The organism is Nannocystis sp. RBIL2, assembly GCF_026626745.1.
GTDB lineage: Bacteria > Myxococcota_A > Polyangia > Nannocystales > Nannocystaceae > Nannocystis.
Genome location: NZ_JAPNJW010000002.1, coordinates 2,419,616 through 2,445,064 on the forward strand (window position 1 = coordinate 2,419,616; position 25,449 = coordinate 2,445,064).

Genomic DNA, 25,449 nt, shown 5'->3' on the forward strand with positions numbered 1-25,449 from the left:
GGCCACCTCAGAACCGGCCCGCGAGCGACCAGCCGGCCAGGCCGGGGGCGGCCCACGGCGCGGTTGCGAACGCGCGCGCGCGCTTGCGGCGGTCGGCGGCGTCGTGGAGGAGCGCGATCCCGGAGAACAACACCAGGCCCGCGCCCAGGCCGGTGAACAGGGCCGCCGCGATCCGCTGGGGGTCGGTCCGCTCGAGGCGGGCCGCGGTCACCCGCAGCTCGGGATGGTCGAGCAGCCGCTCGCGCTCGCCGAGGGCGAAGCCCAGCCAGCCGCCGCCCCCGGCCAGCAGCACCCCGCCGAGCCCGAGCTCGAACACCAGGGCGCGCCGCCGGGCCCGGAACGCCAGCGGCAGGAGCGTGGCGATCGAGCCGATGCTCGCGCCCGCGATCACCCCGCCGGCAGTGTGAAGGTCGCCGGCGCGCTCGAGGTCGCGGTGCCACTGGGCCGCCGGGTACGTCGCCTCGATCGCCGCCGCCGCCGCCGGATCGATCTCCGTCGCGCCCGGCTCCACGCCGGCCTCCTCGTGGGCCGCCGCGTCGCGCCGCTCCGCCCGCTTCTCGCGGTTGGCCGCGGCGACCAGGAGGCCGACGCCGGTGAAGTACGTGGCGATGAACGCGCCGAACAGCCCGAACATCAGCTTGGGGTCGCGCTTCACTTGCTGGTCGTCGACCGGCTTGCGCCGGGCCAGCGCGACGTCGATCGGCGGCTGACCTGTTCGAATGGCCAGGTCGATGTCGGCCCCGTGCCGGCGCGCCCGCACCTGCAGCCGCCACACCCCCGGCGTCAGCGTGACCGTCGCCGTCGGGCCCGCGAGCGGGCGCTCCAGCGCGAACGGCGAGGCGTGGTCGAGCGCGTGCAGCCGGAGCTGCCCGCCGCGGAGCGCCCGCTCCGGCGAGAACCGCAGGTCGACGACGACCTTGCGTCGGTGCAGCTGCAACGACCACGACGACGTCGCCTCGGCGACCAGCCGCGCCGGCGCGAAGCCGGGCACGTCGAGGTCGACCTGCCAGCGGCCGGGGTCGAGGTGGAGGCCGGCGGCGGGCCGACCGATGAGCTCGAAGCTGTCCCCGGGGACAGCTTCGCCCGCCGGCCCGAGCCGACGCAGGGAGAGCCGGGCCGCCGCCAGGGTCGCCTCCGGCACCGCCTGCGACCCCTCGAGCACCTGCAGCTGCACGTGGACAGTCGCCTGCAGCTCGCGCTCGCGGGCGGCCTCCAGGTGGCGACGGACCGCCTCGGACAGCGGACCTGCGGCGCTCATCCGCCGCACACACTCGTCGAGCAGGCGCAGCGCGAGCGCGTGCTGATCGGCCCGCGAGCGGGCGATCGCCGCGTGATAGAGGAACCGCGGATCCCCGGTGGTCTGCCCCTGGGCCTCGTAGATCTGCGCCGCCTCGGCGAACCGCCCGCTGGCCGCCAGCTCCTGCGCGTGGCCCAGCGCCGTCACCGGCGGGGCGGCGAGCTCCGGCGGCGGGCGCTCGACGTCGACCGCGACCTCGACCGGCGCGACCGCGACCACCGGACCGTCCTCCGCCACCGGCTGGTTCGCGCCGGCCACCGGCGGCACGCCGGCGACCACCAGCGCCAGAGCGACGGCGGCCGCCCAACTGTTCGCAGCGATCGTCGCGTTCGGCCGGATCGATCCCATCGCCGCGATGGTGCCAGGTTTCGGCCGAGGCGACGAGCCCGAGCGGATCGGTGGGGGCGCTTGACAGGAGCGACCGTCCGCGACCGGGAACAGCAGCTCTCACCTCGAGGGGCTTCCGCGACAGCCGGCTGCCCCGCGGCCCCAAGGACATGTCTAATAAGACATGTCTGAACAAGCATGCCCGTTCGGACATGCCCCGACCCTCTCTCAGATCGCCGAGAAGCCGAGCGCCTGTTCGACCCCGGCGAGGGCCACGTGGTAGGCCGAGAGCGCGCGGAAGTAGGCCAGGTAGACCAGCACGCGGGCCTCCTGGGCGCGCACCGCGACCAGGAACGGCGATTGATTGGCGAGGAAGGCCTGGCGCGCGTCCTCGTAGACCGCGTCGGCGGTGGGCAGCAGCTCGCCCTCGTACAGGCGCAGCTGCGACTGCTGGAACGACGCCAGAGCGACCGCGTCGGCCAGCTGGCGGGCGATCTCGTGGGCCAGCGCCGCGCCCTCCTGATCGATCTGCTCGCGGGTCGCCCGAACCTCCGCCATCGGGCCCTGCTGGCGGTTCAAGATCGGCACCTCGAGCGACAGCATGAAGAACGCGCCCCACATCGGCTTGCCGCCGGGCACCATGTCCGGGCCGGCCGACACCACCATGTCGGGGGCCCGGTTGGCGCGGGCCAGCCGCTCCTCTTTGTTCACCACCTCGCGCGTGCTCTTCAGGCGGGCCAGCTCGGGCCGCTGGCGCAGCGCCTCGACGATCAGGTGGTCGTAGGCGGCCAGGAATTCGTTGCGCCAGTCGTCGTTGTGCAGGTCGAGCCAGCTCGGCGGCCGGTCGCGCGCCGGCGACACCAGCTCGAGCTCGACGCTCGGCGGGTTGCCGAGCAGGCTGTTGAGGCGGATGTCGGCCTGGAGGTGCTCGAACTTGGCCTGCTCGAGCGCCTGGCGGGCGTGCAGGCGGGTCGTGTTGGCCTCGAGCACGTCGGCGCGGGGGATGTCACCGGGCAGCGCCTCGGCCTGGCCGAGCAGCTCGTCGACGCTGCGGATCAGCGCGATGAACTGCGCCTCGCGCTCCTGGGCGAAGAACGCCTCCATGTACGTGCGCCGGGCCTCCGCGCGCAGCGTCGCCGCCAGGATCCGCAGGTCCGCCTCGTGGACCCCCACCTGCGCGCCGGCGACCTCGACCCGGCGGCGCCGCTTGCCGAGCTCGAACGTCTGCGTGATCCCGAAGCGATAGGTGTACTCGGCGGTGCCGTTGTCCGAGAGGATGTACGGGTTCGGGATCGACGAGCGCTGCGTCAGCACGCGGGCGTCGAGCACCCCGCGCTGGGCCTTGAGCGCCGCCATCCGCGGGTGGTTCGTCTCGACGGTGCGGACCACCCGCTCGACCGTCCAGCGCTGCACCGGTCCGGGCCGCAGCGGCGCCGGGGCCAGCTCGCGCGGCTCCGGCTTGCCCAGAGTCCGCGTGCCGGCCGGGGGGACGCCCGTGGTCGCCGGCGGCCCGGCCGCGGCCTGGCTCATACCTGTCCCAAAGTACAGCATGGCGACGCACGCCGGGGCGCGGAGCGAGGCGAAGAACGACATGGACTTCCTCGTTGTACACCGGGATCTCCCGGACGGCCGATGCATGCTGCGTTCTTCATGGGCGAAAACGCGCATGCATGCATCGTCCGAGCCGCGGTGCGGTGATTCGCCGGCGCGCCGCGAATAACCGCACCCGCGTCGCGCCGAATCGCATGCGTGCTACGAACAATGGCGCGCTCGTTCGCACTCGGGCCTGCCGCGCATTGCAGCGACCTCGCACGAGCGGCCTGAATCGACCGCCATGTGCGGTCGCGGCCACGGGCGGCGGCAGCGCGCGGCGGGCCGGGCCGAAGGCCCCGGCGAAGCCCGCAGGGCTGTGCGCTGGATCGCGGTCGGGTCGCGCGGCGCGCTGGACCCCGCGCCGGCCGGCGTGATCCTGGCGGGGCGCATAGTCCCCAGGGCGGGCGACGGCCGCGCGACGGCGGTGGGCGCCGCGCCCGGCGCTATCGATGGAGTCATGGACGTCAACTCCTCGTCCCAATCCATCACTCGCCGCGAAGAGGTCCAGGCCGCGACCAGCGGCTCCGGGGCCGCGGTGTCCGGCCTCGGCCTGCGGACCCGGGTGCCGCTGCTGGAGCGCCTGTTCGCGCCGGTCGACATCGCCTCCCTGGTGTGTTTCCGGGTCGCGTTCGGCCTGCTGATGCTCGTCGACCTGTGGCGCTATTACGGCAAGATCGGCGCGACCTACATCCAGCCGGGCTTTCACTTCACCTATTACGGATTCGATTGGGTGCAGCCCTGGCCGGGCGACGGCATGTACGTGCATTTCCTCGTGCTCGCCCTCGCCGCCGCCTGCGTGATGATCGGCTTCTGCTACCGCGTCGCCGCCACCGTGTTCTTCCTCGGCTTCAGCTACTGGTTTTTGCTCGAGCAGGCGCGCTACCTCAATCACTTCTATCTGCTCGCCCTGATCGCCTTCGTCATGATCTTCGTCCCGGCGGCCCGCGCGTTCTCCGTCGACGCCTGGCTGCGGCCGCGGCAGCGCGCGACCAAGGCGCCCTCCTGGGCCCTGTGGTTCGTCCGCTTCCAGATCGCCGTCCCCTACGCGTTCGGCGGCATCGCCAAGCTCAACGGCGATTGGTTGCAGGGCGAGCCGATGCGCATGTGGCTGGCCGCGCGCGCCCACCGACCGGTCATCGGGCCGCTCTTCACTCAGGAGTGGGTCGTCTATTTCTTCAGCTGGGGCGGCATGCTGTTCGACCTGCTGATCGTCCCCGGCCTCTTGTGGCGCAAGTCGCGACCGTTCGCGTTCGTCGCCGCCCTGCTGTTCAACCTGATCAACGGCTACGTGTTCACGATCGGCATCTTCCCGTGGGTGATGGCCGCCGCCACCCTGATGTTCTTCGAGCCCGACTGGCCGCGACGGTTCGGCCACTTCGTCTCCCGCGTGCTCGGCCTCAAGACCCGCGCTCGCTTCGACCCGTGGCTCGCAGTGCGCTCGCGCCCGCCGGTCACCCTCTCGCTGCGCCCCGGCCTGCGCCGCGGGCAGCGGGTGACCCTCGCGCTGTTGGCCACGTACTGCGGCTTCCAGCTGCTGTTCCCGCTGCGTCACTGGCTCTACCCCGGCGACGTCGCGTGGACCGAGGAGGGCCACAAGTTCTCGTGGCGGATGAAGCTGCGCGACAAGGAGTCGCGGGTCCGCTTCCTCGCCACCGACCCGCACGAGGAGCGGACGTGGGAGGTCGACGCGCGCCAGTACCTCACCAGCTGGCAGCGCACCGAGATGTCGGCCCGACCGGAGATGATCCTGCAGTTCGCGCATCACCTCGCGGCCGACCTGCGCGCGCAGGGCCACGAGGACATCCAGATCCGCGCGATCGCCAGCGTGTCGCTGAACGGTCGCCCGCCTCAATTGATGATCGATCCCGAGATCGACCTCGCAAGGGAGCCGCGATCGATCTGGCCGGCGCGGTGGATCTTGCCGATGGCCGAGCCGGCCCTCGCGCCCGAGCGGCACCTCTGACCCGATGCGCGTCTCAGGGCACGTCGAACTGCTGCGAGAAGCCGGCCACCTGGATCGACCAGGTGCCGCTCGTCAGGTTCGACAGCTCGGCCGAGATGGTGTACTTGCACACGCAATTATCCATCGGGTTGCCGCCGATGTCATAGACGACGAGGATGGTGTTGTTGGCCAGCAGCTTGACGTTGGGGGAGAACGTCAGGTTGCAGGCCGCGTCGTGGCCGAGCTCGGTGAAGCGGATGTGGCCCGGGCCGATCACGTCGACCACCAGCGAGCCGACGGCGTCCTCCATGTCGGGGCAGAACGCCATCTGCTGGCCGACGTCGACCCCGCATTCCAGCGCCGAAGTCTCGCAGGAGGGGGCGGCCTCGGTGGTGGTGCTGCTGGTCGGCTCGGCGGTGCCTTCCGAGGTCGTGGCCGCCGTCGTCGACGGCTCCTCGGTGGTGGTCGAGGTCGTGGTCGACGTGCCGGTCGACTCGGTGGTGCCGGTGGTCGAGCTGGACTCGGTCGAATCGGAGGTGGAGCCGCACGCCGAGATCAGGGCGACGGCCAGGACAATGAATGGGCGGTGCATGACCCTCAGGTCCGCGAGGTTACCCGGTATTCGGTGGAGTTGCGCTCGCCGCGGCGCGTGACCTGCCCGGAGGTGACCAGGCGGTGGAGGGCGATGCGGACCTGATTGTCGGAGCCGCCGACGTGGGCCCGCAGCTGCGAGGCGCCGATCCATCCGCTCGTCTGCTGCAGGAGATTCATGACCGCGGCGTCATAATGGGCGCGGCCCTCGAGCGTGCGGGCGGAGACCATCGGCGGACGTCCGCGCTTGCTCGGGGGTGGCAGACTGGCCGCCTCGTCGTCGTCGTCGCGGGCGACGTCGTATTGCGCCCCCGGGATCCACGAGTAGCGCGCGGGCTTGCCCTCGCTGCGGACCTTGCCGGCCTTGATCAGCTCGGTGACGGCGCGGTACATCGTGCTCGGGCTGCCGCCGAGCTTGGCCCGCAGTTCACCCGATGTCAGCCCGGTCCCTGCGGCCTGCAGCATCTCGACGATGGAAGACACGTAGTCGCTGCTGGTGGCGCTCGGCGAGCGTCCGGACCGCACCGGCGCAGACGCGTCTGCCCTGGGCGCCCGTCCGCTCTCGCGTTTCCCCCCCTTGCCGCTCGACTTGCCTGCATCGCTCGGACCGGCGTTCTGGCTGAGCTCGGCGAGCTTGAGGTTGTCCAGACCGCGTCCGAGTGGGCTCGTCAGGATCTCGCGTAGATCGCCGAGAGTGAGCTCCGTGAAGCGCTGCCGCAGCACTTGCGCCAAAAGGATGGCCTGGTGCTCCGCGACGCTGCGCTGCAGATCGGACCGGAGGCGGTGGAGGATGCTCATGCGCCAAGATATGCCGCAAACCGCTGGCTGAGTCACGTCATAATTCGTCAGCGGCGCATCCGAACCCATTCGCGTCTCCGCGCCATCCGTCTTCTCCACCATCTGCGTGTGAACAGCCCTCTGCACCGTCTTTACGCCGTGTTTATGGAGCCGGACCGCATTGGCGTCCGCACACGCGGAAGCACAGGACACGCCGCCCCGACGATTCACCGAGCGTCCTGCCCCCGAAGCGCTGAACCCAGTTCAATACCGGTACGATTACGGCCACTTGCGGGGCTCCTCTTCGATCGCTGGGCAGGCCTTCACGGCAGATTGCGACGAGCACCGCCGCAGCGAACCGGCCTCGCCGAGCTGTCCCGCGGACCTGCCTGTCGGCCCTGAGAGGCAATCAAACAGCGTTCTGCTCCAGGTTTCACGGCGGGCTGGCGGTGCGCTGCGAATAAACAGCGATCGACCGCCTGCGATCGTCTGTGCACATCCAACCGTTACGAGCGGGGGCATGGCGCGGATCGGACGGAATGTGAGTACCGGTCTGCCAGCGCGAATGGCCGCTGTCACGGTCACGCCCGCGACCGGCGACCGCGGGTATCACCTCACGGCGAAGGACAGCCCGGCGCCCGCATCCTGCATCCCCTGAGGCCGGCGACCGCGGCCATTGATCGGATCGCAGCGAACGGTTGCGATTTGACAGCGCCCTAGTGCGCGACATCACCAGGCGGGACGCTCGGGGGAATGGCGTGTCCGCGGGCCCCCTCGCCGCCGGCCTGCATTCGCGTTCAGCCGCCGCCCGATCGGAAATGATCGGCCGCACAGTCGGGGCGGCGCATCGCTCTCTGGTCGAAAGGACATGTCCTCTTCGCCATCGGCCCGATCTCGCGCCTGCCCGGGCGAGCGCGCCGCCGGGCGCGAAGCCCTTCCCTGCCCGGCCCGCCCCGCGTTACCGTCCCGGGCCCGCATGCCCGCCCGCCGCGTCCGCACGCCGCTCGTCGCCCGCCTGCGCTTTCTCGCGTACGCCCTGCGTCTGCTGGCGCCCCGGCTGGCGATCCTCGCCGGGCTGACGATCGCCGGCGGCCTCACGCTGCAGGTGCGCGGGAGCGCGCAAGAGGTCGCCGGCCTCGACTTCGTCGGCGCCTGCTATCAGGTCTACACCCAGCTGTTCTTCGAGCACGTCAGCGCCCTGCCCGACGACTGGGTCCTGCGCCTGATGTACTTCACGGTCCCGATCGCCGGGGCCTTCGTGGTCGCCGAGGGCCTGTTGAAGGTGGGCCTGTCGCTGTTCGACTTCAACAACCACCAGACCGCGTGGATCCGCATCATGGCCCAGACCTACCGCGATCACATCATCCTGATCGGCCTCGGCCACGTCGGCTACCGCGTGCTCGAGGAGCTGCTGGCCCGCGGACGGCCCGTCATCGTCGTCGAGGCCCGCGGCGAGGGCCCGTTCGTCGAGGAGGCGCGGGCCCGCAACGTGCCGCTGGTGATCGGCGACGCCCGCCGCGAGAGCCTGCTGCGCGACCTCGGCCTCGACCACGCCGCCTGCCTGATCGCCTGCACCGACGACGACCTCGTCAACCTCGAGGTCGGCCTCGACGCCCGCCAGATCAACCCGAACATCCGCCTCGTCATGCGCTTCTTCGACCAGAACATGGCGCGCAAGCTCGGCAAGGCGTTCTCCGTCGACTCGATCTTCTCCACCTCGGCGATCTCGGCGCCGCTGTTCGCCGCCGCCGCCCTCGACGAGCGGATCCACGGCGCCTACCGCATGGGCGACACGCTCATGGCGACGCTCGAGCTCGAGATCACGCCGACCAGCCCGCTCGTCGGCAAGAACGCGACCGAGATCCGCGGCCTGCTCGACGCCCCCGTGGTCGGCCTCCGCCGCAACAAGGAGCCGCCCACCCACCGCTTCGACCGTACCGAGCCCCGCCGCGCCGGCGAGAGCGTGATCCTCCACGTCGCCGTCGACGAGATCGACGCCGTCAAGGCCCGCGCCCGCGGCTGACGCGAGGCAGGTCCTTCGAGCATTCTCTTCTTTATTAAAGCAACAGGCCTACGCAGTCACCTCGCCCGCGGCTGACGCGAGGCTGGCTCGCGCCGCGATGCATACGAATCTGGTTCTTCGTTTATGTTCTAAAGAACATGCCGTTACCGTCACGGTCCCCATCCGCGGCTGACAAGCACTGGCGTCAAGGGCATGTGTTGCCTACAGGCCGACGCCGCAAAAAACCGCGACTGACGCGACTGTCGTGGCCCGCGCTCGCATGCGACCACGAACCTCCCCGCGCGCCGCTTCGCGCGGACACGCCAGCGCTTCCGCCGTCGCGCGGCCCGGCGCATACTGGCGGCGATGCTCCGCAGCGCCGCCCTCGGCCTCGTCTCGCTGCTCGCCTGCGACTCTGCCGGCGTCGCCCCGCCGGCCGCGCCGCTGCCAGCCGGCAGCGCGCATGTCTCTCCGGAAGGGTCTCCTAGAACAGGCCCTGAAGGACATGTCGCCAAGGACATGTCTCCAGATGCACCTCCTGCCGCCTCGCCTCCTGTCCCCGCGGACAGCGCTCCGAAGCCCGACCTCCCGCCGCTGACGCAGTACACCTGGTTGACCGAGGCAGGCGGCGAACCGCCCGCCCGCGACCAGCTGGCCGCAGCGATCGCCCCGCCCGCGGGCGCGAAACGGGTCGAGCTGCCTGCGGGCAGCTTCGGCGCCTGGCTGCGCGGCCTGCCGCTCTTGCCCGCGGGCACCTCCGTACTCCTCTACAATGGCGACACCAAGCCCAACCAGGCGGCTCATTTCCGCGTCGTCGACCTCGACGTCGGCGACCGCGATCTCCAGCAGTGCGCCGACGCGGTCATGCGCCTGCGCGTCGAGTACCAGTGGGCGGCTGACCAGCGGCGCGCGATCGCCTTCAAGCTGACCGACGGCACCCCGTGGGACTTCACCTCCTACCTCGGCGGCACCCGCCTCAAGCTGGTCGGCAAGAAGGCCGAGCGCGTGCCCGGCAGTCCCCGTCCTGCCACCCGCGAGACCCTGCGCGGCTACATGCGCACGCTCTTCACCTACGCCGGCACCGCCTCGATCGCCGCCGAGCTGCCGCGCCGCGAGCTCGCCGCGCTGACCGCCGGCGACGTCCTGGTCCAGGGCGGCTTCCCCGGCCACGCCGTCCTCGTCCTCGACGTCGCCGAGGACGATCGCGGCGCCCGCTACTTCCTGCTCGGCCAGAGCTACATGCCGGCCCAGCAGTTCCACGTGCTCAAGAACCCGGGCGACTCGACGCTGTCGCCGTGGTACCGCGCCGACGCGCTGAAGGCCGGCGCGATGACCCCCGAGTGGGGCCCCTTCACCGACCGCGACCTCCGCCGCTTCCGCGACGGCTGAGCCACCTGCCCTTCAGCAGGCGCGAGAGCTCCTGCCCGATCGAGCATGCCCCGAAGCGCAGGCCCGATCGGCCATGTTCAATAGAACATGCCGACGAGGACATGTCGCTTCCGACATGTCCTCCCGCGCACCCGGAAGACCCGGCCTCAGCTCGGGTCTTCGAGCAGCTCGGCGCGGATCACCACCGGCCCGTTGCGGTCCTTCTTGACCGTCGCGGTGACCTGGACCGGGAAGCGGCCGGGCTTGCGGACCTCGATGCGGTGGATCCCCGGCGCCAGCAGCAGCGGGCCGGTCTCGGGCTCTTGCAGCACCTTGACCTGACCGACGTAGTTGCCGTCAACGAACACCTCGGCGTCGAGGTCGCCGGGGGCCACCTCGAGCACCAGCGGCGCCGACTGCTCGGCGCCGCTGAGTTCGCCGCGCTTGCAGCCGCCGGCGAGCGCCAGCGTCAGCGCGAGCGCGCCGATCCGTCCCATCCACCCCAACTTGCTCAACCTATTGCAGCCGCGCGTGTACGACATCGGGCGCCTCCACCTCCAACGCCACGAGCGTCGCCCCGGGCACCTGCACCGCGGCGAGTCGCTCCTGGAGCTCGGCCGCGCTGAGCGGGCCGTCGATCTTCAACGTCACCGAGCCGTCGCCGCCGACCGCGGCCACCTTGACCGCCTGGGCGCCGATCACCGACTCGGCGATCACGCGCTCGAGCCGCCGCACTCGCGCCGCCGGCCACGGGGTGGTGAGGCGCAGGCGCAGGCCGCCGGCTGTCTGCACGGACATGGCCCCCGAGACCTGATTCGAGGCGCTCTCGAGGGCCGAGGCCGCCGCTCCCGCCGCGTCGGGCGCGAAGCCGGTGGCGGTCGCCGAGGCCGCGCCGTCGCGGCCCTCGCCGCGCAGGACCACGGCCGCCTCGACCACGACACCGCGGGGATACGCGACGGCGCCGAGCTCGCGACAGCGGAGCTCGAGGGTGCGGGCCGAGGCGCCGGAGATCGTCCCGCCGCGGCCGTCGCGGAGCAGGCCCGCCTTGATCCACCGCTGCGCCAGCGCCTCGGCGGCCCCCTCGGCACAACCCTCGCCGCGCACGGCCACCAGCGCCGGGCCCTCTTTTGCCGCCGGCACAGCCGGCAGGGCCAGCGCCTTGGACAGCCGTCCGGTGTCGATCTCGACCGACACCACCGCCGTCGCCGTCGCCCCGTCGTCGCCCTGCTGCAGCACCCGGTAGGACCGCGTCCACACCGTGGCGTCGTCGAGGATCTTCTTGCGCTGTACGGCGTCCGCGGGCCCGACCTGCTCGAGCGCCGCCTCGAGCGCCGCCCGCCGCGCCCGCTCGAGCGCCTGATTGCGGGCCTTGAGGCTGTCGACTTTCTCGCTGATCGGCGCGTGGCCGGTGCCCGCGAACGGGGCGGCCCAGGCCGGCAACCCGCCCAGGAGCACCGCCAGCAGCGACGCCGCCGCGGCGAGGCCCCGAGGGGCACGGCCGCGACCGAAGGTCTCGCCTCGCGGATGTCCCGGCATGGCCCCCAGAGCCTGACAGAGAGCCGCGCCGCGACGCAAGTATGTCGCAATTTTCACCAGCGACCCCGGATGCGCGGTGGCAAACTCGTCGCCGCCGCGATACACCCGCGCGGCAGAGCCCCATGCGGAACCCGTTTCCCGGTCATCGTCGGTACAGCATCACCCACCGCGCCGTGCAGCGCCTGCGCGAGCTCGTCCCCACGCTCGGGGAGGACGACGACGAGGCGCTGCGCGACCGCCTCGACCACGCGATCACCAACGCCGAGGACTCGGGCAAGGCCGTGCGCACGCTCGATGTCATGCTCGCCGAGCCGCAGATCTTGATCCCGCTCGAGAGCTTCGGCGACGTGCTCTACGCCATCATCAAGGAGGACACCGTCGTCACCGTGCTGCCGCGCGGCCACGGCGAGGAGATCCTCCAGCGCGGCCAGGCTCTGGAGCAGCGGGTCGCCGCCGGCGAGCCTGCCCCGCGGCCCGGTGAGCGCGACGACGCGTGGGAGCGCCGGCGTTGGCGCCGCGACGCTCCGGCGCCGGTCATCGAGCGCGTGCGGGCCTCCGGCCCCGGTGAGCGCGCGGACGAGGTCGCCGGGGCCGCCGCGCCGGCGACCGACGAGGTCCCCGCCGCGAGCGCCGCGCCCGAGGTCGCCGAGCCCGCCGCCCCCGCCGAGCCCGAGATCATCACCCGGCCCTCGCGCGCGCCCGACGCGGCCGCGCGTCGCGTGGTCGGGGGTCAGCGGATCATCGCCGGCGCCGCGGCCCAGCCGCCGGAGCGCAAGCGGCCGAGCAACCCGATCGCCGAGGCCCTCGCCCGCGGTCTGGCGCTCGGCAAGCGCCGCGCGGCCACCCGCGCTCTCGGCGAGGCCCTGCGCGAGCAGCCGGCCGACGCCTCCCTGCAGCCGCTGTGGAACCTGCTCGGCGAGAAGGGTCTGCCCGAGTCGCTCACCGTCGGCGACCTCGTGGCCGCCGTGCGCGGACTGCCGGGCTGAGCATCCCTTTGCACACCTCGCCGCCGATTTGTCGGCGACGGCCGCAGTTCCCGGCCCGGTCCGCCTCAGGCGCGCCGGGCCGGCTGCGTTTCGCGAAATCGAGGTCGGCCCCCGGTGTTCCCCCGGCGCGAACGCGCGCACGCAGCGAGACGACGATCGCGGGATGGGGGCCACCATCGCCCCGCTTCCACGCGCCTGGGGTATGCTGACACGACCCGTCATTCATGCGGATCGTGCCACCCAACTCGACTGCGACCGGCGAGGAGGCTCCCGCCGAGGCCGGGGAGGCTGCGCCGATCGAGCCGAGCCCCGTCGTGAACAGCGTAGCCCCGACGACGACCGAGGTGTCGGTGGCCGCTCCGCCGCCTGACTACAGCAACCTGGTCGGCACCGTGCTCGCCGACCGCTATCGCCTGCTCAAGCGCATCGGCGAGGGCGGCATGGGCTCGGTGTACCAGGCCGAGCACATCACGATCGGCCGCAAGCTGGCGATCAAGGTGCTCTCGCCCGAGTACGGCGACAGCCCCGAGATCATCGCTCGCTTCCTGCAAGAGGCCCGCACGGCCTCGATGCTGCACCACGAGCACATCGTCGACATCACCGACTTCGGCTACACGAAGCAGGGCCTCGCGTTCCTGACGATGGAGTACCTCGAGGGCGAGGACCTGGCGACGATGCTCGCGCGCGAGGGCCGGCAGCCGTGGACGCGCGTGCGCCGGATCCTCCTCCAGATCTGCCGCGCCCTCGACGCCGCCCACGAGGCCGGCATCGTCCACCGCGACATGAAGCCGGACAACTGCTTTCGCATCAAGCGCGGCGGCAACCCGGACTTCATCAAGATCCTCGACTTCGGCATCGCCAAGGTCATCGTCGACGGCACCACCAGCGGCCGCGCCGAGCGCCAGAAGATGGCGACCGAGGCCGGCACGTTGCTCGGCACGCCCGAGTACATGGCCCCCGAGATCGCCCGCGATCAGAAGCCCGACGCGCGCGTCGACGTGTACTCGGTCGGCGTCGTGATGTACGAGCTGCTGACCGGCAGCGTGCCGTTCAAGGGCCAGACCTTCATGGCCACCGTGGCCATGCAGATGGTCGACGAGCCCGAGGCGCCGCACCGCCGCGCCCCGGACGCCGGGATCCCCGAGTCGATCGAGAAGATCGTCCTGCAGGCGCTGCGCAAGGATCCTGCCGAGCGGTTCCAGACCATCCGCGAGTTCGCCGACGCGATCATCGAGGCCGACCGGGCGCTGCGCTACACGCAGAACGTCGGTCCGCTGATCTGGGAGGCCGACGAGTTCGGCGTCCAGGGCAGCACCGACGACGTGCTCACCACCGAGTCGACCGCGCGCCCGCTGCCCGACGGTCTGCGCCACCCGACCCCGCGCCACGCCCATCCGACGCCGGGCCACATCACGCCGCCGCCGCGCAAGAGCCCCACGGGCTCGGTCGCCGCGCGCCTGCCCCCCGAGCTCGCTCCGCCGCCGATCCTCCCGACCGAGGTCTACGACGAGCCCAGCAACCTCACCGCGCGCCCCAACCCGTACCGCGCGCTGGCCGGGCTGCTCCTCCTCGTGGTCGTCGGCCTCGGCGGCCTCGTCTACTACCTCCTGAACCGCGAGCCCGAGGCCGAGACGCACGAGCCCGGCGCCCCCGTCGTCATCCCGCCCGCACACGAGGCCAGCACGGGCGAGCAGCCCGGCGCCCCGGAGCCCGAGAAGAAGGACGACGAGAAGAAGGACGACGACAAGAAGGACGACGAGCCCAAGAAGAAGCGCGACAAGCCGGACGACGACGACAAGCCGCACAAGAAGAGCCCGACGCAGCAGCTCGTCCAGTCGACCGACGAGGAGCGCAAGGAGTTCTTCGGGGCCCTCGCCAGCGAGGTCCGCCGCTGCGCCAGCCAGCACGAGGCCGCCAAGGAGCTCGTGCGCGTCGCCGTCAACGTCGAGGCCGGCACCGGCAAGCTCGACGCCGACGTGCGCTCGCACAAGGGCAACGGGCCGTTCGGCGACTGCGTGGTCAAGGCCTTCGAGAAGCGCCGCTTCAAGAAGGGCAAGCAGTCGTTCGTCTACAACAGCGACTACGAGATCTAGCCGCGCAGGACATGCTCTAGGGGACATGCCCCACGAGACATGGCCATCCGGACATGCTCCTTCGCGCATGACCTTCGGAACATCTCCCGCGGCCGGGGCCGCAACGCGTCACCCCGCCTCGCCGCTCGCACCGCCGACCGGCCGTCCCGCCTCGCCTCGCGGCCGCCTCTGTCCGCGGTTGTCCCTTCGGCCATCTCCTCGCGCCGCGTCCGTCCGGCGCGGCGATGACCTGTTCCCCTCCGCTCAGGTGCCGCTGGCCGCGGTCGCCAGGCGGGCCGCGTCGGCGACCGGCTGCAGCACCACCCGCGCCAGCCCGCGGAGCAGCGGCTCGCCCGCGATCACGCGCGCGAGCGGCGGGCTGTGGGCGTAGTAGAAGCGGACCAGATCGGCGCCGGTGGCCGAGGGCTTCAGCCAGGCGTCGCGGAAGGCGCGGAGGGCCGCGACCTGGGCTGCCCACGGGGCGCCGAACGCCGCGGTGGCGACGAAGCAGAACGAGTCGACCGTCTGGAACTTCTGCGCGGTGGTCGTCGCTGCGACCGTGGCGATCGGGCTGCGGTTGGTGCAGCTGTCCTCGTAGAGCACCGCGAACTGGTAGGTGTAGTCGCCCCACAGCTGGGCGACCTCGACGGTGGTCGGCTGGCCGAGCGGCGGGAGCGTGGCCGGGTCGATCGGCGGCACCTCGTAGGCGCCGTCGAACACCTCCGACGTCCACGTGACGTCCTCGCCGGTGACGTGGCGGATCTTCAGCCGCGCCGGCCTGAACTCGGGGTCGTCCTGCCGCGGCACCACGAAGGTCAGGCGCACGCGGTCGAAGTCGATCACCTCGGCCTGCAGGTCCTCGATGGTCGGCAGCTCGCGCAGCTCGCAGCTGCCCTGCCAGCCGTCGCCGTCGCTGTCGCCGCCGTCGAGCCCGTCCTCGCCGTACGAGAACACGCCCCAGCGGAACGTGTCGCCGTTCTTCGTCATCGTCCGCAGGCGATCGCCGCCGCTGCCGTCGGCCTCGCTGATCGTCGCGTCGCGCGGGTGGATCGTGCCGGTGGCCCCGTCCCAGTCGCCGTAACCGCTGTAGCGGGTGGTGCCGGTGAAGCCGCGCTCGTTCGGGTCGAAGCGCACCTCGTACAGCACCGACGGCTGGCCGAGGTACTCGATCCCGTAGGTGCTGAGCCGCGGGTCGACGTAGTGGTCCTCGTCGCGGTCGAACGTGTAGGCCTCGTTCTGGTCGCGCTCGCGGCTGACCTCGACGCGGGCGGTCAGCGGGCCGCGGGCCACCACCTCGGCGGGGATGAGGAACGCGGTGAACTCCTCGCGGTCGCCGACCGGCGTGGCCGCGGTGACGGAGTCGAGCTTGTTGATCGCCGCGTACTGCTTCGCGTCCTGCGAGTCGAGCATCGCGTCGAACACCATGAGGTCGTTGCGCGGCGGGTAGACGCTCTTGCCGCCCTCGGGATCGAAGCGGCCCTTGTCGGTGCTGAAATTCTTCGGCGACGGACACGTCATCGTGTCGACCACCACCGTCTCGTGCTCCGCCGGAGTCAGCGGGATGCAGAAGTAGTTCTCGGCGGTGCTGCTGTTCTCGTGCCAGCCGAGCGACTCGAGGTCGAGCGGCTCGCTGTCGAAGAAGATGATGCGCGGGTAGGTCTGGCCGGTGCCGTGGGCCCAGATCGGCAGCACCGACGGGCGCGGGCCGTAGGGCGCGCGCCAGCTCGACAGGAAGTCCCAGCGCCCCGGCCGGTTGCCGATCCCGTACTTGCCGGTCGCCTGGGTGACGAGCACGTCGAGCGCGTGCTTGCCGTCTTTGTCCTCGAGCCAGATCGCCAGCTGCACGTCGGGCACCGGCGTGTAGTGGAACTCGACCAGGACCGGCTCGGCCGCCCCGGCGCGCGCCGGCGCCAGCACCCAGGTCGCCGCCAGCACCCCCGCGAGCGCTCGCCGCCGCGCGGCCGTCGACACGGCCTGCGCGGCCGTCGACACGGCCTGCGCCTCGAAGGCGGCGGGGTCCCTCCTCGCGCGGGCGAGCATCGCCGGGACCATACCACGCGACCTGAGCCCGCGCTCGCCGACCTCCGGACGCGCGACCGACCTGGCGCCAGAGCGCGGAGCGGGCCCGGCCTCGCGCGCGGCTAGTCGCAAGAGCCAGGAACTTTGGGGCATGTCCGAACGGACATGCCCTTTCAGTCGACCCGGTTCTTGCGCTCGATCAGCTCGACCTTGTAGCCGTCGGGGTCCTCGACGAAGGCGATCACCGTGGTGCCGTGCTTCATCGGCCCCGCCTCGCGGACGACCTTGCCGCCGCGGGTGCGGATGGCGTCACAGGCGGTGGCCGCGTCCTCGACCTCGAGCGCGACGTGGCCGTAACCGGTGCCGAGCTCGTACTTCGGCGTGTCCCAGTTGTGGGTCAGCTCGAGCACCGCGGTCTCGGACTCCTCGCCGTAGCCGACGAAGGCCAAGGTGAAGCGGCCGTCGGGGTAGTCGCGGCGCCGCAGCAGGCGCATGCCGAGGACCTCGGTGTAGAACGCCAGCGACTTCTCGAGGTCGCCGACGCGCAGCATGGTGTGAAGGATCCGCACGGTTCACTTCCCGCTGGGCTTGGCAGTGACTGCGCCGGCGGCCGGCGCTGCCGGGGCCGCGGCGCTGGGCGAGCCGGTGGCCGGACCGGCGGCCGCGCGCAGGGCCGCCTCGACGAAGCTGTCCGCCTTGCCCATCTCGGTCACGAGCTGGTCGCAGTTGGCGTAGTCCTTGATCGTCACGAAGTTCTCGGGCGGGTCGCGGAACTGGATCGGGTCGGCCTTGAGCGTGACCTCGCCGCCCCACGGCACCAGCTTGGTGGTCGAAACGCCGGGCGCGTTGACCAGCGCGACCGCCACGCACGAGTTGTTCTGCCGCGTGAACAGCACGCCGATCGACATCGCGTCGCAGCCGGCCTTGGGGCACACGCGCTCGGGCGAAGGGCGCACGTCGACCGGTCGCCCGGGCAGCGCCTTCTCGACCAGTTGCTTCATTTTCTGCTGGATCTGCTGGCCGTACGCCTGGTTCTCGGCCGCGATCGCGCTGGGGATGATGCGGGGGAACAGCACCACCACTCCGCCGGCCACCCCCTTCGAGTGCGAGATCTCGGGGGCCAGGAAGCGCGTGTCGTTCGGCGAACCCGCGGCCACGCCGGTGCCCGCGCCGGTCTGGCCGCTCGCCGGGTCGGTGGTGCCGGCGGTCGCGCCGCCGGGGTTCTGCGCGTCGCCCGGGGTGGTCCCCCCGTCGGCCGGGGGCGTGCCGCCGATCGTCGGACCGGTGCCGCCGCCGGCGGTGTTGTCGGGGGGCGGGGTCGTGCCGCCCGACGTGGTCGGGCTGCAACCCAGGCTCACGGCGGCGAGGACGAGGGCGAGGCGGGGGGTCGAGAGCATGGCCTCGATTGTACGAAAACGGCCCGTCCACGGCGAGAATTCGCCGGACCGGCCGGGGCCGCGGGCCCGGGTGGGGCCGTCCAGCCGCGGCTTTTCGCGATCATGTTCGATTTCGCCCATCTTTCGAGTACGCTGCTCGGACAGCGTCCTCATGAAGCGCAGCGAAAAGGCCCTCAAAATTCAGGCCGTCCTCGACCGCCTCTACCCGCAGCCCGCGGTCCCGCTGCTCCACGGCGATCCTTTCACCTTGTTGGTCGCGGTCGTCCTGTCGGCGCAGACCACCGACGCGCGGGTCAACCTCGTCACCCCGGAGCTGTTCCGCCGCGCGCCGACGCCCGAGGCGATGGCGCGCCTGACCGAGGCCGAGATCCTCGGCTTCATCCGCACCTGCGGCCTCGCCCCGGCCAAGGCCAAGAACATCCGCCGGCTGTCGCAGCTGTTGATCGAGCGCCACGGAGGACATGTCCCGGAGGACATGGCCGCGCTCGAGGCCCTGCCCGGGGTCGGCCACAAGACCGCCAGCGTCGTCATGGTCCAGGCGTTCGGCGTGCCGGCCTTCCCGGTCGACACCCACATCCATCGCCTGGCCGCCCGCTGGGGCCTGTCCGACGGCACCACGGTCGAGAAGACCGAGGCCGACCTCAAGGCGCTGTGGCCGATCGACGCGTGGGCCAGGCTCCACCTGCAGATCATCTACTTCGGCCGCGAGCACTGCCCCGCCCGCGGCCACGACCCCAAGGTGTGCCCGATCTGCTCGTGGGCCGGCGTCAAGACCCGCCTGGCCGCCGAGGCCGCCGCCCGCGCGGCCGCCCGCGTCGCCGCCTCGGAGTGACGCAGGCGCGCCCGCGAGGACGCGCCGCCCTGCGTGAGAGGACATGTCCCATCGCGCATGTCCTCCAAGACATGGCTCGATGGGCATGTCCATTCAAACATGTTCTTCAGGCCCGATCGAGGTAGCGGCTCGCCGCCAGCGGCCCGAGCGCGGCCTCGGCGAGGGTTCGCACCGTGCGGCCGATCTCGCGGCGCACGCCCGGGTCGGCGAACATGCCCGGCGGCAGCAGCGAGGCGACGAACTTGGCGCTGCGGATCCGCAGCGCGTCGGCGCGGGTCAGGCTGCCCTGCGAGGTGGGCTCGAGGTCGTGGCTGTGCTCGTCGTCGACGGTCGCCAGCGCCGCCACGAACTCGGCCCGCAAAGACGCGAGGTCGAGGCGCGGGCCGTCGGGGTGGAGGCGCCGGAGCAGCGCCTCGAGGCCGTCGCACAGGTCGGACAGCGCCCGCTCGTCCATGGCCGGCAGCATACGCCGCCGGCCGGGCGGGCACGAGTCCGGGGGCGCGAACTCAGCCGCCCGGGTCGTCGTTCTTGTGGACCCAGAAGCCGCGCATGTTCAGCGTGTTCACGTCCTGGCCGTGCAGCCAGAACGCCGGGTGGCTCGGGTCGACGCCGGGCTGCGGGTTCTCGTCGATGGCGACCACCCACAGCTGCTTGACCGCGTCCTTGGTGCCCTCGAGCTTGTTGCCGAAGCTGCGGCGCGAGGTGAACACGGCCCAGTTGTAGCCGCCGGAGCTGCGCGGCGCGAAGGTCGGCTCGTAGTTCCAGTGGCGGTCGCGGTCGCCGGCGTAGAACGGGTGGTCGTCGCCGTTGCCCGCGCGCAGCCGGACCTCGACGCCCGGCTGCTCGATGCTGGCGAGGAACATGTCCGACGTGCCGTTGCGGGTGTCGAGCATCGCCGGGTAGGCGCCGCGGTGGTAGATGACGTAGCGCCCGTCGGGCGTCACGCTCGGGAAGATGATGCCGTTCAGCGTCGGGTCGGCGCCGGGGTCGACCAGCTTCACCGGGTTGGCCGCGGTGCGCGTGGCGGCGTCGTAGTCGAGCGCCATCAGCGACAGGTTGGCGTGATCGACGTAGGCGATCTTGCGCCCGTCCGACGAGAACGCCGGCATGTTGAGGACGAGGTCGTCGATGCCGGTGCCCATCAGCTTGGCGCCGGTGGCCGCGTCCCACATGCCCGGCTGGCCGCCCGGCGGGCCCGGGAGGTTCAGCTCGCCGTTCTCGATCACCACGGTGCCGTCGGGCGAGATCGCCGACATCGCCCAGCTGCGCACCGGCACGCCGATGCTCGTCGACGCGAACACCGGCGTGTTGTTGACGAGGTCCCACGTCGACACGTTGATGTCGCCGCCGATGATGAGGCGCGTGCCGTCGGCCGAGGCCGAGTGACAGGTGCTGCAGCCGTCCTGGCCCCCGGCGAGCAGGAAGTCCTCGGGCGCGTCGGCGCCGGGGTTGATGCGGAGCACGCGGCCGAGGCTGTTGGCCCAGTAATACACCGAGCCGATCAGCGGCTGCGACGCGATCGTCCACGTGTCGTCGGCGAGCACGTACGCGGCCTGCTGCCCGGCCGGCATGCGGTGCACGTCGAGGTACAGCGGCAGGCCCGAGCTCGACTCGGAGATCTGGACCCACTGCGGCTTCGTGATCGTGTGCCGCGAGGGCGGCTCGGCCAGCGTGTAGAACTTGGCGTCGACGAACTGGCCGCTGTAGCGGACCAGGTACTTGTCGCCCGGCGTCGAGCCGTGCCACATCAGCTCGGCCGGCTGCAGGCCCTTGGGGAACACGGTGCCGTCGTACGGGTACGACAGGATCGCGGTGTCGGGCTGCGTCGCGCCGTCGAGGATCTGCTTGTCGGCCTCGGTGATCTCGGGCGGCACGAGGTCGAGCTTGAGGAACACGCTGACGGTCGCCGCGGCGGTCTTGTTGCCGTGCAGCGCCTCGACCACGAGCTGGCCGCCGTACTGGCCGCCGGCCTCGACGAGGCCCTTCTCGTCGATCGACGCGATGTAGCTGGCGTCGGCCGACCAGGTCGCGGTCACCGGCTGTCCGTCGCACAGCGCGTTCAGCTGCACCGGCGCGTGGACGCCGTTGTCGATGACGATCGTCGCCTCGGGTGGATCGACGACCAGGGTGTTGCACCCGACGGGCGTGCCGGTGGTGACCGTCGCGTCGGTGGTCCCGGTCGCGCCGTCGGTGCCCTCGGTGGTGGTGGGCGCGTCGGTCGCGGTCCCGTCCGACTCCGAGTCCGACGCCATCGTCGACGCGATCCCGGTCGGCGCCGAGGTCGGGCCCGCGCTCGCCGTGCCACGAGTGCCGTCATCGCCGCACGCGGCCGGGACGGCCGCGCACGCGCTCACCAGAAGTAATCCTCGCCACGGCCTCGTCGCCTTGTCGCGGCTTTTCATCATCGCCTGCCTTTCCAAGAAATCTGTTCGTCCAGCCGTATCACAGACCTATCGCGCGCACAGGCGGGGAAACCCCTCGGCGCGGCCTCGCTGGGGACCTCGGCAACTCCCCGCCCCCGGCGTTTGCGGTCCCGTGCTAAGGTGCCTGGCGCAGGCGTGGCCGACCTCGAGGCGGACAGACTGCGCGCCTTGATGCGCGCCGCGGTGTTCAAGCAGCCGCACCAGCCGGTCCTCCTCGGCAACTTCGAGATCATCAAGGTGCTCGGCTCCGGGGCGATGGGCATCGTGTATGAGGCCTTCGACCCCCGTCGCGGCGAGAACGTGGCGCTCAAGACGCTGCGGGCCCCGAGCGCGCGCGCACTGGCGCTCTTCAAGCGCGAGTTCCGGGCGCTGTCGCGGCTGTCGCACCCGAACCTGGTCGAGCTGCACAAGATGTATCGCGACCACGAGCAGTACTTCTTCACGATGGAGCTCATCCGGGGCTCGCCGCTGCTCACGTATCTGTGGGGCGTGGAGACCGCCCCCGAGGCGCCTACCGCCACTCCCGTCACCGACTTCGCCCGCCTGCGAGCGGTGTTCGCCCAGCTCGTCGACGGGGTGTTCGCGCTCCACCAGAGCCACAAGCTCCACCGCGACATCAAGCCGACCAACGTCATGGTCACCCCCGAGGGGCGCGTCGTCCTCATGGACTTCGGCTTCGTCGGCGAGGAGACGGTGGGCACGCTCGAGTCGACCGCCGGCAGCCTCGTGGTCGGCACGCCGGCGTACATGGCCCCCGAGCAGGCCGTCGGCGGCGCGCGCACGCCCGCGAGCGACTGGTACAGCGTCGGCGCCACCCTCTACATGGCGCTCACCGGCCGCGTCCCCTACTCCGGGGAGAACCTGGCGCGCATGATGGAGCGCAAGCAGCAGGGCCCGCCGCCGCCCCCGCGCACCCTCGTCGCGGGGATCCCCGACGAACTCGACGTCGTCTGCCTGCGCCTGCTCCAACCTGACCCGAAGGTCAGGCCCGGCGCCCCCGAGCTGCTGGCCCTGTTCCACAGCGACCGCAGCCACCTGCAGCGGGTCCAGGCGGCCGCGTACCTGTCGCCCGCGGCCACCCACGTCGGCGCGCGCAGCTTCGTCGGCCGCGCGGCCCAGGTGCGCGCGCTCAGGCTGGCCTTCGACGGCTTCGAGCGCGCTCAGGCCGCCGCGCCGGCCGAGGCCGCGGTCGCCGAGCCGGCCGGCGCCGCGCCCGCGATCGCCGGACCGGCCGAGTCCGTCCCGGCGGTGGTGCTCGTCCACGGCCGCGCGGGCCTCGGCAAGAGCGCGCTGATCCGCCACGTCACCGACGGCCTGCGCCACCGCGCCGCGCTGCTGCGCGCGCGCTGTTACGAGCGCGACACCGTCCCGTACAAGGCGCTCGACAGCCTGGTCGACGCCCTGGCCCGCCAGCTGCGCCAGCGCGACGAGGCCGAGGTCGCCGCGGTCCTGCCGCCCGAGGTCGACGCGCTGGTCGCCCTGTTCCCGGTGCTCCACCAGGCCCCGGCAGTGGCCGCCGTCACACCTGTCCCTTCGGCCATCCCCACGCGGCGCGATCTCCGGGCCGCGCTGCGCCCCGACGCCCCGGCCTTCCGCGCCCTGCGGCGGCTGCTGCTCGGACTCGGCGCCCGCCGCCCGCTGGTGCTGTGGATCGACGACCTGCAGTGGGGCGACGCCGACAGCGTGCGCGCCCTGGCCGAGCTGCTGCGCCCGCCGCAGGCCCCGCGCGCCCTGCTGATCGCCAGCTACCGCAGCGAGGACAGCGACAGCCCGGCGCTGCGGGCTTTGGATGTCCTCAAAGACATGGTCGAACAGGCAGGGTCTTCGGTACAGGTGCTCGAGCTGCTGCCGCTGTCGCCCGACGAGACCGACGCCCTGGCCGAGATCCTGCTCGGGCCCGACACCCCGCCGCAGCGCCTCCATCGCGTCGCCGCCGAGGCCGGGGGCAGCCCGCAGCTGCTCCACGAGCTGGCGCGCTTCGTCGCCCACGGGGCCGGCAGCGCGCCCGAGGTCACCCTCGACGAGCTGATCGAGATCCGGATCTCCCGCCTCACCTCGACCCAGCGGCGCCTGCTCGAGGTGCTCGCGGTGGCCGGGCGTCCGCTGGCCCAGGCGGTCGCGTTCGCGGTCGCCGGCTTCACCGGCAACGCCGGCAACGCCGGGCTCGCCGACCTCCACCAGCTCCAGGCCGCGGGCCTGGTCCGCAGCTTCACCGCCGCCGGCTCCGACCTGCTCGGCGAGCAGGGCGAGCTGGTGCTCGACGTGCAGCACGAGCGCACCCGCGAGGCGGTGCTGATCCGCCTCGACGGTCCGGCGCTGCGCGAGCTCCACGGCCGCCTCGCCGCCGCGCTCGAGCGCGAGCCGCAGACCGACCCGTTCGCCCTCATCGAGCACCTGCGCGCCGCCGGCGACACCGCCCGCGCGCTCGCCCTGGCCCGCCGCGCCGCCACGTTCTTCCGCGAGGTCGACGACTTCCTGCGCGCCGCCGCCTTCCTCCGCGTCGCCCGCGACCTCGCCCCGCCCGGGGCCGCCCCGGGGCTCGCGCGCGAGCTCGGCGACACCCTCGCGCGCGCCGGCCACAGCCGCGAGGCCGCCGAGGCCTACCTCTCCGCCCGCAGCGGCGGCGACCCGGCCGGCGACCTCGCCCTCGTCGGCGCCGCCGCGGCCCAGTTCATCACCGCCGGCCACCTCGCCCGCGGCCAGGAGATTCTCGCCGCCGCCCTCGTCGCCGCCGGCCTGTCCTCGGGCGACGCCTCGATGCGCGACAAGCTCGGCGCGCTGTGGCGGCGCGGCCAGAAGATGGTCCGCGGCCTCGACTTCACCGCCCGCGCCGAGGCCGACGTCGACCGCATGGAGCTGGCCCGGGTCGACCTCTGCTTCGCCGCCGCGCTCTCGACCCTCGTCGTCGACCCCGGTGCCGCCGCCGACGCCCAGGCGCGCCACCTCCTGCTGGCCCTGCGGACCGGCGAGACGCGTCGGGTCGCGCGCGCCTTCGCGCTCGAGGCCTGCCTGCTCGGGCCCGGAGGGGCGCGAACGCGCGCCCAGATCGACCCGCTCCTCGCCTCCGCGCGCGCCCTCGCCCGCTCCAGCGGCGCCGCTGGCATCGCCGACCTGTGCGACCTGGTCGACCTGCTGGCCGAGACCGCCGGCGGCTCGCCCACGCGCGCGCTGGCGCTCGCCGGGCCGCTGCTGCGCGCCGGCACCCTGCACGCGCCCGAGCTGCCCGGCCTGTCGACCCTGGCCCGCCTGTGCCAATTCCGCGCGCTCCTCCACCTCGGCCGCTACGACGTGCTGCTCGAGGAGGTCCCGGCCTTGCTGACCGCCGCGCGCTTCGCCGACGACCGCGCCGCGCACGTCGCCTGCGCCTCGCTGGCGGCCTGGCTGGCCGCGGTCGACGGCGACCCGGTCGGCGCGCAAGCATTGGCGGCCGAGAGCGCCGCCGCCTGGCCGGCCGCCGACCCGCGCGCCTTCCACATGCAGCACCTCCAGATCCTCGGCGCCGAAGCCCACGCGCTGCTGGCCGCCGGCGATCCCGCGGCCGCCTGGGCCAAGGTGGAGGCGGCCGGCCCGGCGCTGGCCCGCAGCGGCCTGGCGCACCTGCTGCCGCTGCGCGTCCAGGCCACCGAGTTGACCGGCCGCGTCGCCCTCGCCGCCCTCGCCGCCGGCCCGGCCGCGTCGGTCCGCGAAGCCCTGCGGCGAGCGGTCGAGCGCGCCGCCGACAGCCTCCAGCGCGACGGGGCCGGCGGCCACGCAGCCCTCCTGCGCGCCGGCCTGCGCCACCTCGCCGGCGACGCCGGCGCGGCGCAGACCCTGCTGCACACCGCCGCCGACGCGTTCGCGGCCGCCGGCATGGCCGCGCACCAGGCCGCCGCCGAGCTGCGCTTGGCCCGGCTGGCCGGCCGCAGCGGCGAGGTCCCGCGCGGCGCCCTGCGAGCGCTCGGCGTCGAGCATCCTGACTGCTTCGCCGCCCTGCTCGCCCCGGCGCTGCCCGCGTGAGCCGCCGCCGCGCTGCGAACTGCTTCAGTCACTCCGCGCCGCCCGCGTGAGCCGCCGCGGCGCTCGCAGGACCCCATGCGCGGCGAATCGCGGCTGTTGCATCCGCACCGAAGCCCGCGATCGCTCGACGCGAAAGCCCTGCGCGCGGCCGGTCCGGCCCTCCGACGCTGCAGACCGCGGACTTGCCGATGCCGCAGACCTCACGTCTCCGCTCGTCTCGCGGCCCGTCGCGTCCCGGCCACCTGCGGACACGCACGCCTGCGCCGGCTTCTCCCCCGTGGACCGCGCGTG

Annotated in this window: 18 protein-coding genes; 7 read left to right on the forward strand and 11 right to left on the reverse strand. The window is 72.6% G+C overall.

The features are described from left to right. Nucleotides 1-7: 7 nt before the first annotated feature. Both OV090_RS34720 and OV090_RS34725 read right to left on the reverse strand, forming a co-directional pair. Nucleotides 8-1,645, reverse strand: a complete 1,638-nt coding sequence (locus tag OV090_RS34720; RefSeq protein WP_267708989.1) for a hypothetical protein — start codon at nucleotides 1,643-1,645, stop codon at nucleotides 8-10. Between the two features lie 207 nt (nucleotides 1,646-1,852). Continuing rightward, nucleotides 1,853-3,217, reverse strand: a complete 1,365-nt coding sequence (locus tag OV090_RS34725) for a TolC family protein (RefSeq protein ID WP_267708990.1) — start codon at nucleotides 3,215-3,217, stop codon at nucleotides 1,853-1,855. Nucleotides 3,218-3,674: 457 nt separating this feature from the next. Here OV090_RS34725 and OV090_RS34730 point away from each other — a divergent pair, with 457 nt between their 5' ends. Next, nucleotides 3,675-5,180, forward strand: coding sequence for an HTTM domain-containing protein (locus OV090_RS34730; RefSeq protein ID WP_267708991.1), 1,506 nt, complete (start codon nucleotides 3,675-3,677; stop codon nucleotides 5,178-5,180). 13 nt (nucleotides 5,181-5,193) lie between these two features. Here the strand turns inward: OV090_RS34730 and OV090_RS34735 are convergent, their stop codons facing one another. Both OV090_RS34735 and OV090_RS34740 read right to left on the reverse strand, forming a co-directional pair. Further along, nucleotides 5,194-5,751, reverse strand: coding sequence for a hypothetical protein (locus OV090_RS34735; RefSeq protein ID WP_267708992.1), 558 nt, complete (start codon nucleotides 5,749-5,751; stop codon nucleotides 5,194-5,196). Between the two features lie 5 nt (nucleotides 5,752-5,756). Next, nucleotides 5,757-6,548 carry a hypothetical protein gene (locus tag OV090_RS34740; RefSeq protein ID WP_267708993.1) on the reverse strand — a complete coding sequence of 264 codons (792 nt, stop codon included), beginning with the start codon at nucleotides 6,546-6,548 and terminating at the stop codon, nucleotides 5,757-5,759. A gap of 955 nt (nucleotides 6,549-7,503) precedes the next feature. Between OV090_RS34740 and OV090_RS34745 the strand changes: the two genes are divergently transcribed. Continuing rightward, nucleotides 7,504-8,550 (forward strand): NAD(P)-binding protein, encoded by a 1,047-nt coding sequence (locus tag OV090_RS34745; protein WP_267708994.1) that lies wholly within the window; start codon nucleotides 7,504-7,506, stop codon nucleotides 8,548-8,550. Nucleotides 8,551-8,895: 345 nt separating this feature from the next. Next, entirely contained in the window at nucleotides 8,896-9,918 is a 1,023-nt protein-coding gene (locus OV090_RS34750; RefSeq protein ID WP_267708995.1) for a DUF4846 domain-containing protein, read from the forward strand. Between the two features lie 146 nt (nucleotides 9,919-10,064). Here the strand turns inward: OV090_RS34750 and OV090_RS34755 are convergent, their stop codons facing one another. Together OV090_RS34755 and OV090_RS34760 are read right to left on the reverse strand one after the other, a co-directional pair. Beyond that, the gene (locus tag OV090_RS34755; RefSeq protein ID WP_267708996.1) at nucleotides 10,065-10,439 is read right to left on the reverse strand and encodes a hypothetical protein; all 375 of its coding nucleotides are present in this window, start codon (nucleotides 10,437-10,439) and stop codon (nucleotides 10,065-10,067) included. Continuing rightward, nucleotides 10,414-11,433 carry a hypothetical protein gene (locus OV090_RS34760; RefSeq protein ID WP_267708997.1) on the reverse strand — a complete coding sequence of 340 codons (1,020 nt, stop codon included), beginning with the start codon at nucleotides 11,431-11,433 and terminating at the stop codon, nucleotides 10,414-10,416. Before OV090_RS34760 ends, OV090_RS34755 begins: the two co-directional genes overlap by 26 nt. A 122-nt stretch (nucleotides 11,434-11,555) precedes the next feature. On the opposite strand from OV090_RS34760, the gene OV090_RS34765 reads away from it, so the two are divergent. Both OV090_RS34765 and OV090_RS34770 read left to right on the forward strand, forming a co-directional pair. Beyond that, nucleotides 11,556-12,419 (forward strand): hypothetical protein, encoded by an 864-nt coding sequence (locus OV090_RS34765; RefSeq protein ID WP_267708998.1) that lies wholly within the window; start codon nucleotides 11,556-11,558, stop codon nucleotides 12,417-12,419. 224 nt (nucleotides 12,420-12,643) lie between these two features. Then, nucleotides 12,644-14,512 carry a serine/threonine-protein kinase gene (locus OV090_RS34770; protein WP_267708999.1) on the forward strand — a complete coding sequence of 623 codons (1,869 nt, stop codon included), beginning with the start codon at nucleotides 12,644-12,646 and terminating at the stop codon, nucleotides 14,510-14,512. Nucleotides 14,513-14,755: 243 nt separating this feature from the next. Here OV090_RS34770 and OV090_RS34775 read toward each other — a convergent pair whose 3' ends face one another. From OV090_RS34775 to OV090_RS34785, 3 genes are all read right to left on the reverse strand, one after another. After that, a complete protein-coding gene (locus OV090_RS34775) occupies nucleotides 14,756-16,531 on the reverse strand; it encodes a CFI-box-CTERM domain-containing protein (RefSeq protein ID WP_267709000.1) in 1,776 nt (591 codons plus the stop codon). A 152-nt stretch (nucleotides 16,532-16,683) separates the two neighbouring features. Continuing rightward, on the reverse strand, nucleotides 16,684-17,079 hold the full coding sequence (gene gloA, locus OV090_RS34780) for a lactoylglutathione lyase (RefSeq protein WP_267709001.1): 396 nt from the start codon (nucleotides 17,077-17,079) through the stop codon (nucleotides 16,684-16,686). A gap of 3 nt (nucleotides 17,080-17,082) precedes the next feature. Beyond that, nucleotides 17,083-17,907 carry a hypothetical protein gene (locus OV090_RS34785; protein ID WP_267709002.1) on the reverse strand — a complete coding sequence of 275 codons (825 nt, stop codon included), beginning with the start codon at nucleotides 17,905-17,907 and terminating at the stop codon, nucleotides 17,083-17,085. Nucleotides 17,908-18,058: 151 nt separating this feature from the next. Between OV090_RS34785 and nth the strand changes: the two genes are divergently transcribed. Beyond that, nucleotides 18,059-18,739: an endonuclease III gene (nth, locus tag OV090_RS34790; RefSeq protein WP_267709003.1), complete on the forward strand. Its 681-nt coding sequence runs from the start codon at nucleotides 18,059-18,061 to the stop codon at nucleotides 18,737-18,739. 106 nt (nucleotides 18,740-18,845) lie between these two features. On the opposite strand, the gene OV090_RS34795 is transcribed toward nth, so the two are convergent. Then, nucleotides 18,846-19,193, reverse strand: a complete 348-nt coding sequence (locus OV090_RS34795; RefSeq protein WP_267709004.1) for a hypothetical protein — start codon at nucleotides 19,191-19,193, stop codon at nucleotides 18,846-18,848. Between the two features lie 52 nt (nucleotides 19,194-19,245). After that, nucleotides 19,246-20,991 (reverse strand): hypothetical protein, encoded by a 1,746-nt coding sequence (locus OV090_RS34800; RefSeq protein WP_267709005.1) that lies wholly within the window; start codon nucleotides 20,989-20,991, stop codon nucleotides 19,246-19,248. A 306-nt stretch (nucleotides 20,992-21,297) separates the two neighbouring features. Here OV090_RS34800 and OV090_RS34805 point away from each other — a divergent pair, with 306 nt between their 5' ends. Next, nucleotides 21,298-25,158: a serine/threonine-protein kinase gene (locus tag OV090_RS34805; protein WP_267709006.1), complete on the forward strand. Its 3,861-nt coding sequence runs from the start codon at nucleotides 21,298-21,300 to the stop codon at nucleotides 25,156-25,158. The last annotated feature ends 291 nt before the right edge of the window (nucleotides 25,159-25,449 follow it).

Bases quoted from the DNA above. Each gene is read 5' to 3' on its own strand.
- OV090_RS34720 (WP_267708989.1), bottom strand. From the start codon at position 1,645: ATGGGATCGATCCGGCCGAACGCGACGATCGCTGCGAACAGTTGGGCG.
- OV090_RS34725 (WP_267708990.1), bottom strand. From the start codon at position 3,217: ATGTCGTTCTTCGCCTCGCTCCGCGCCCCGGCGTGCGTCGCCATGCTG.
- OV090_RS34730 (WP_267708991.1), top strand. From the start codon at position 3,675: ATGGACGTCAACTCCTCGTCCCAATCCATCACTCGCCGCGAAGAGGTC.
- OV090_RS34735 (WP_267708992.1), bottom strand. From the start codon at position 5,751: ATGCACCGCCCATTCATTGTCCTGGCCGTCGCCCTGATCTCGGCGTGC.
- OV090_RS34740 (WP_267708993.1), bottom strand. From the start codon at position 6,548: ATGAGCATCCTCCACCGCCTCCGGTCCGATCTGCAGCGCAGCGTCGCG.
- OV090_RS34745 (WP_267708994.1), top strand. From the start codon at position 7,504: ATGCCCGCCCGCCGCGTCCGCACGCCGCTCGTCGCCCGCCTGCGCTTT.
- OV090_RS34750 (WP_267708995.1), top strand. From the start codon at position 8,896: ATGCTCCGCAGCGCCGCCCTCGGCCTCGTCTCGCTGCTCGCCTGCGAC.
- OV090_RS34755 (WP_267708996.1), bottom strand. From the start codon at position 10,439: ATGTCGTACACGCGCGGCTGCAATAGGTTGAGCAAGTTGGGGTGGATG.
- OV090_RS34760 (WP_267708997.1), bottom strand. From the start codon at position 11,433: ATGCCGGGACATCCGCGAGGCGAGACCTTCGGTCGCGGCCGTGCCCCT.
- OV090_RS34765 (WP_267708998.1), top strand. From the start codon at position 11,556: ATGCGGAACCCGTTTCCCGGTCATCGTCGGTACAGCATCACCCACCGC.
- OV090_RS34770 (WP_267708999.1), top strand. From the start codon at position 12,644: ATGCGGATCGTGCCACCCAACTCGACTGCGACCGGCGAGGAGGCTCCC.
- OV090_RS34775 (WP_267709000.1), bottom strand. From the start codon at position 16,531: ATGCTCGCCCGCGCGAGGAGGGACCCCGCCGCCTTCGAGGCGCAGGCC.
- OV090_RS34785 (WP_267709002.1), bottom strand. From the start codon at position 17,907: ATGCTCTCGACCCCCCGCCTCGCCCTCGTCCTCGCCGCCGTGAGCCTG.
- nth (WP_267709003.1), top strand. From the start codon at position 18,059: ATGAAGCGCAGCGAAAAGGCCCTCAAAATTCAGGCCGTCCTCGACCGC.
- OV090_RS34795 (WP_267709004.1), bottom strand. From the start codon at position 19,193: ATGGACGAGCGGGCGCTGTCCGACCTGTGCGACGGCCTCGAGGCGCTG.
- OV090_RS34800 (WP_267709005.1), bottom strand. From the start codon at position 20,991: ATGGCGTCGGACTCGGAGTCGGACGGGACCGCGACCGACGCGCCCACC.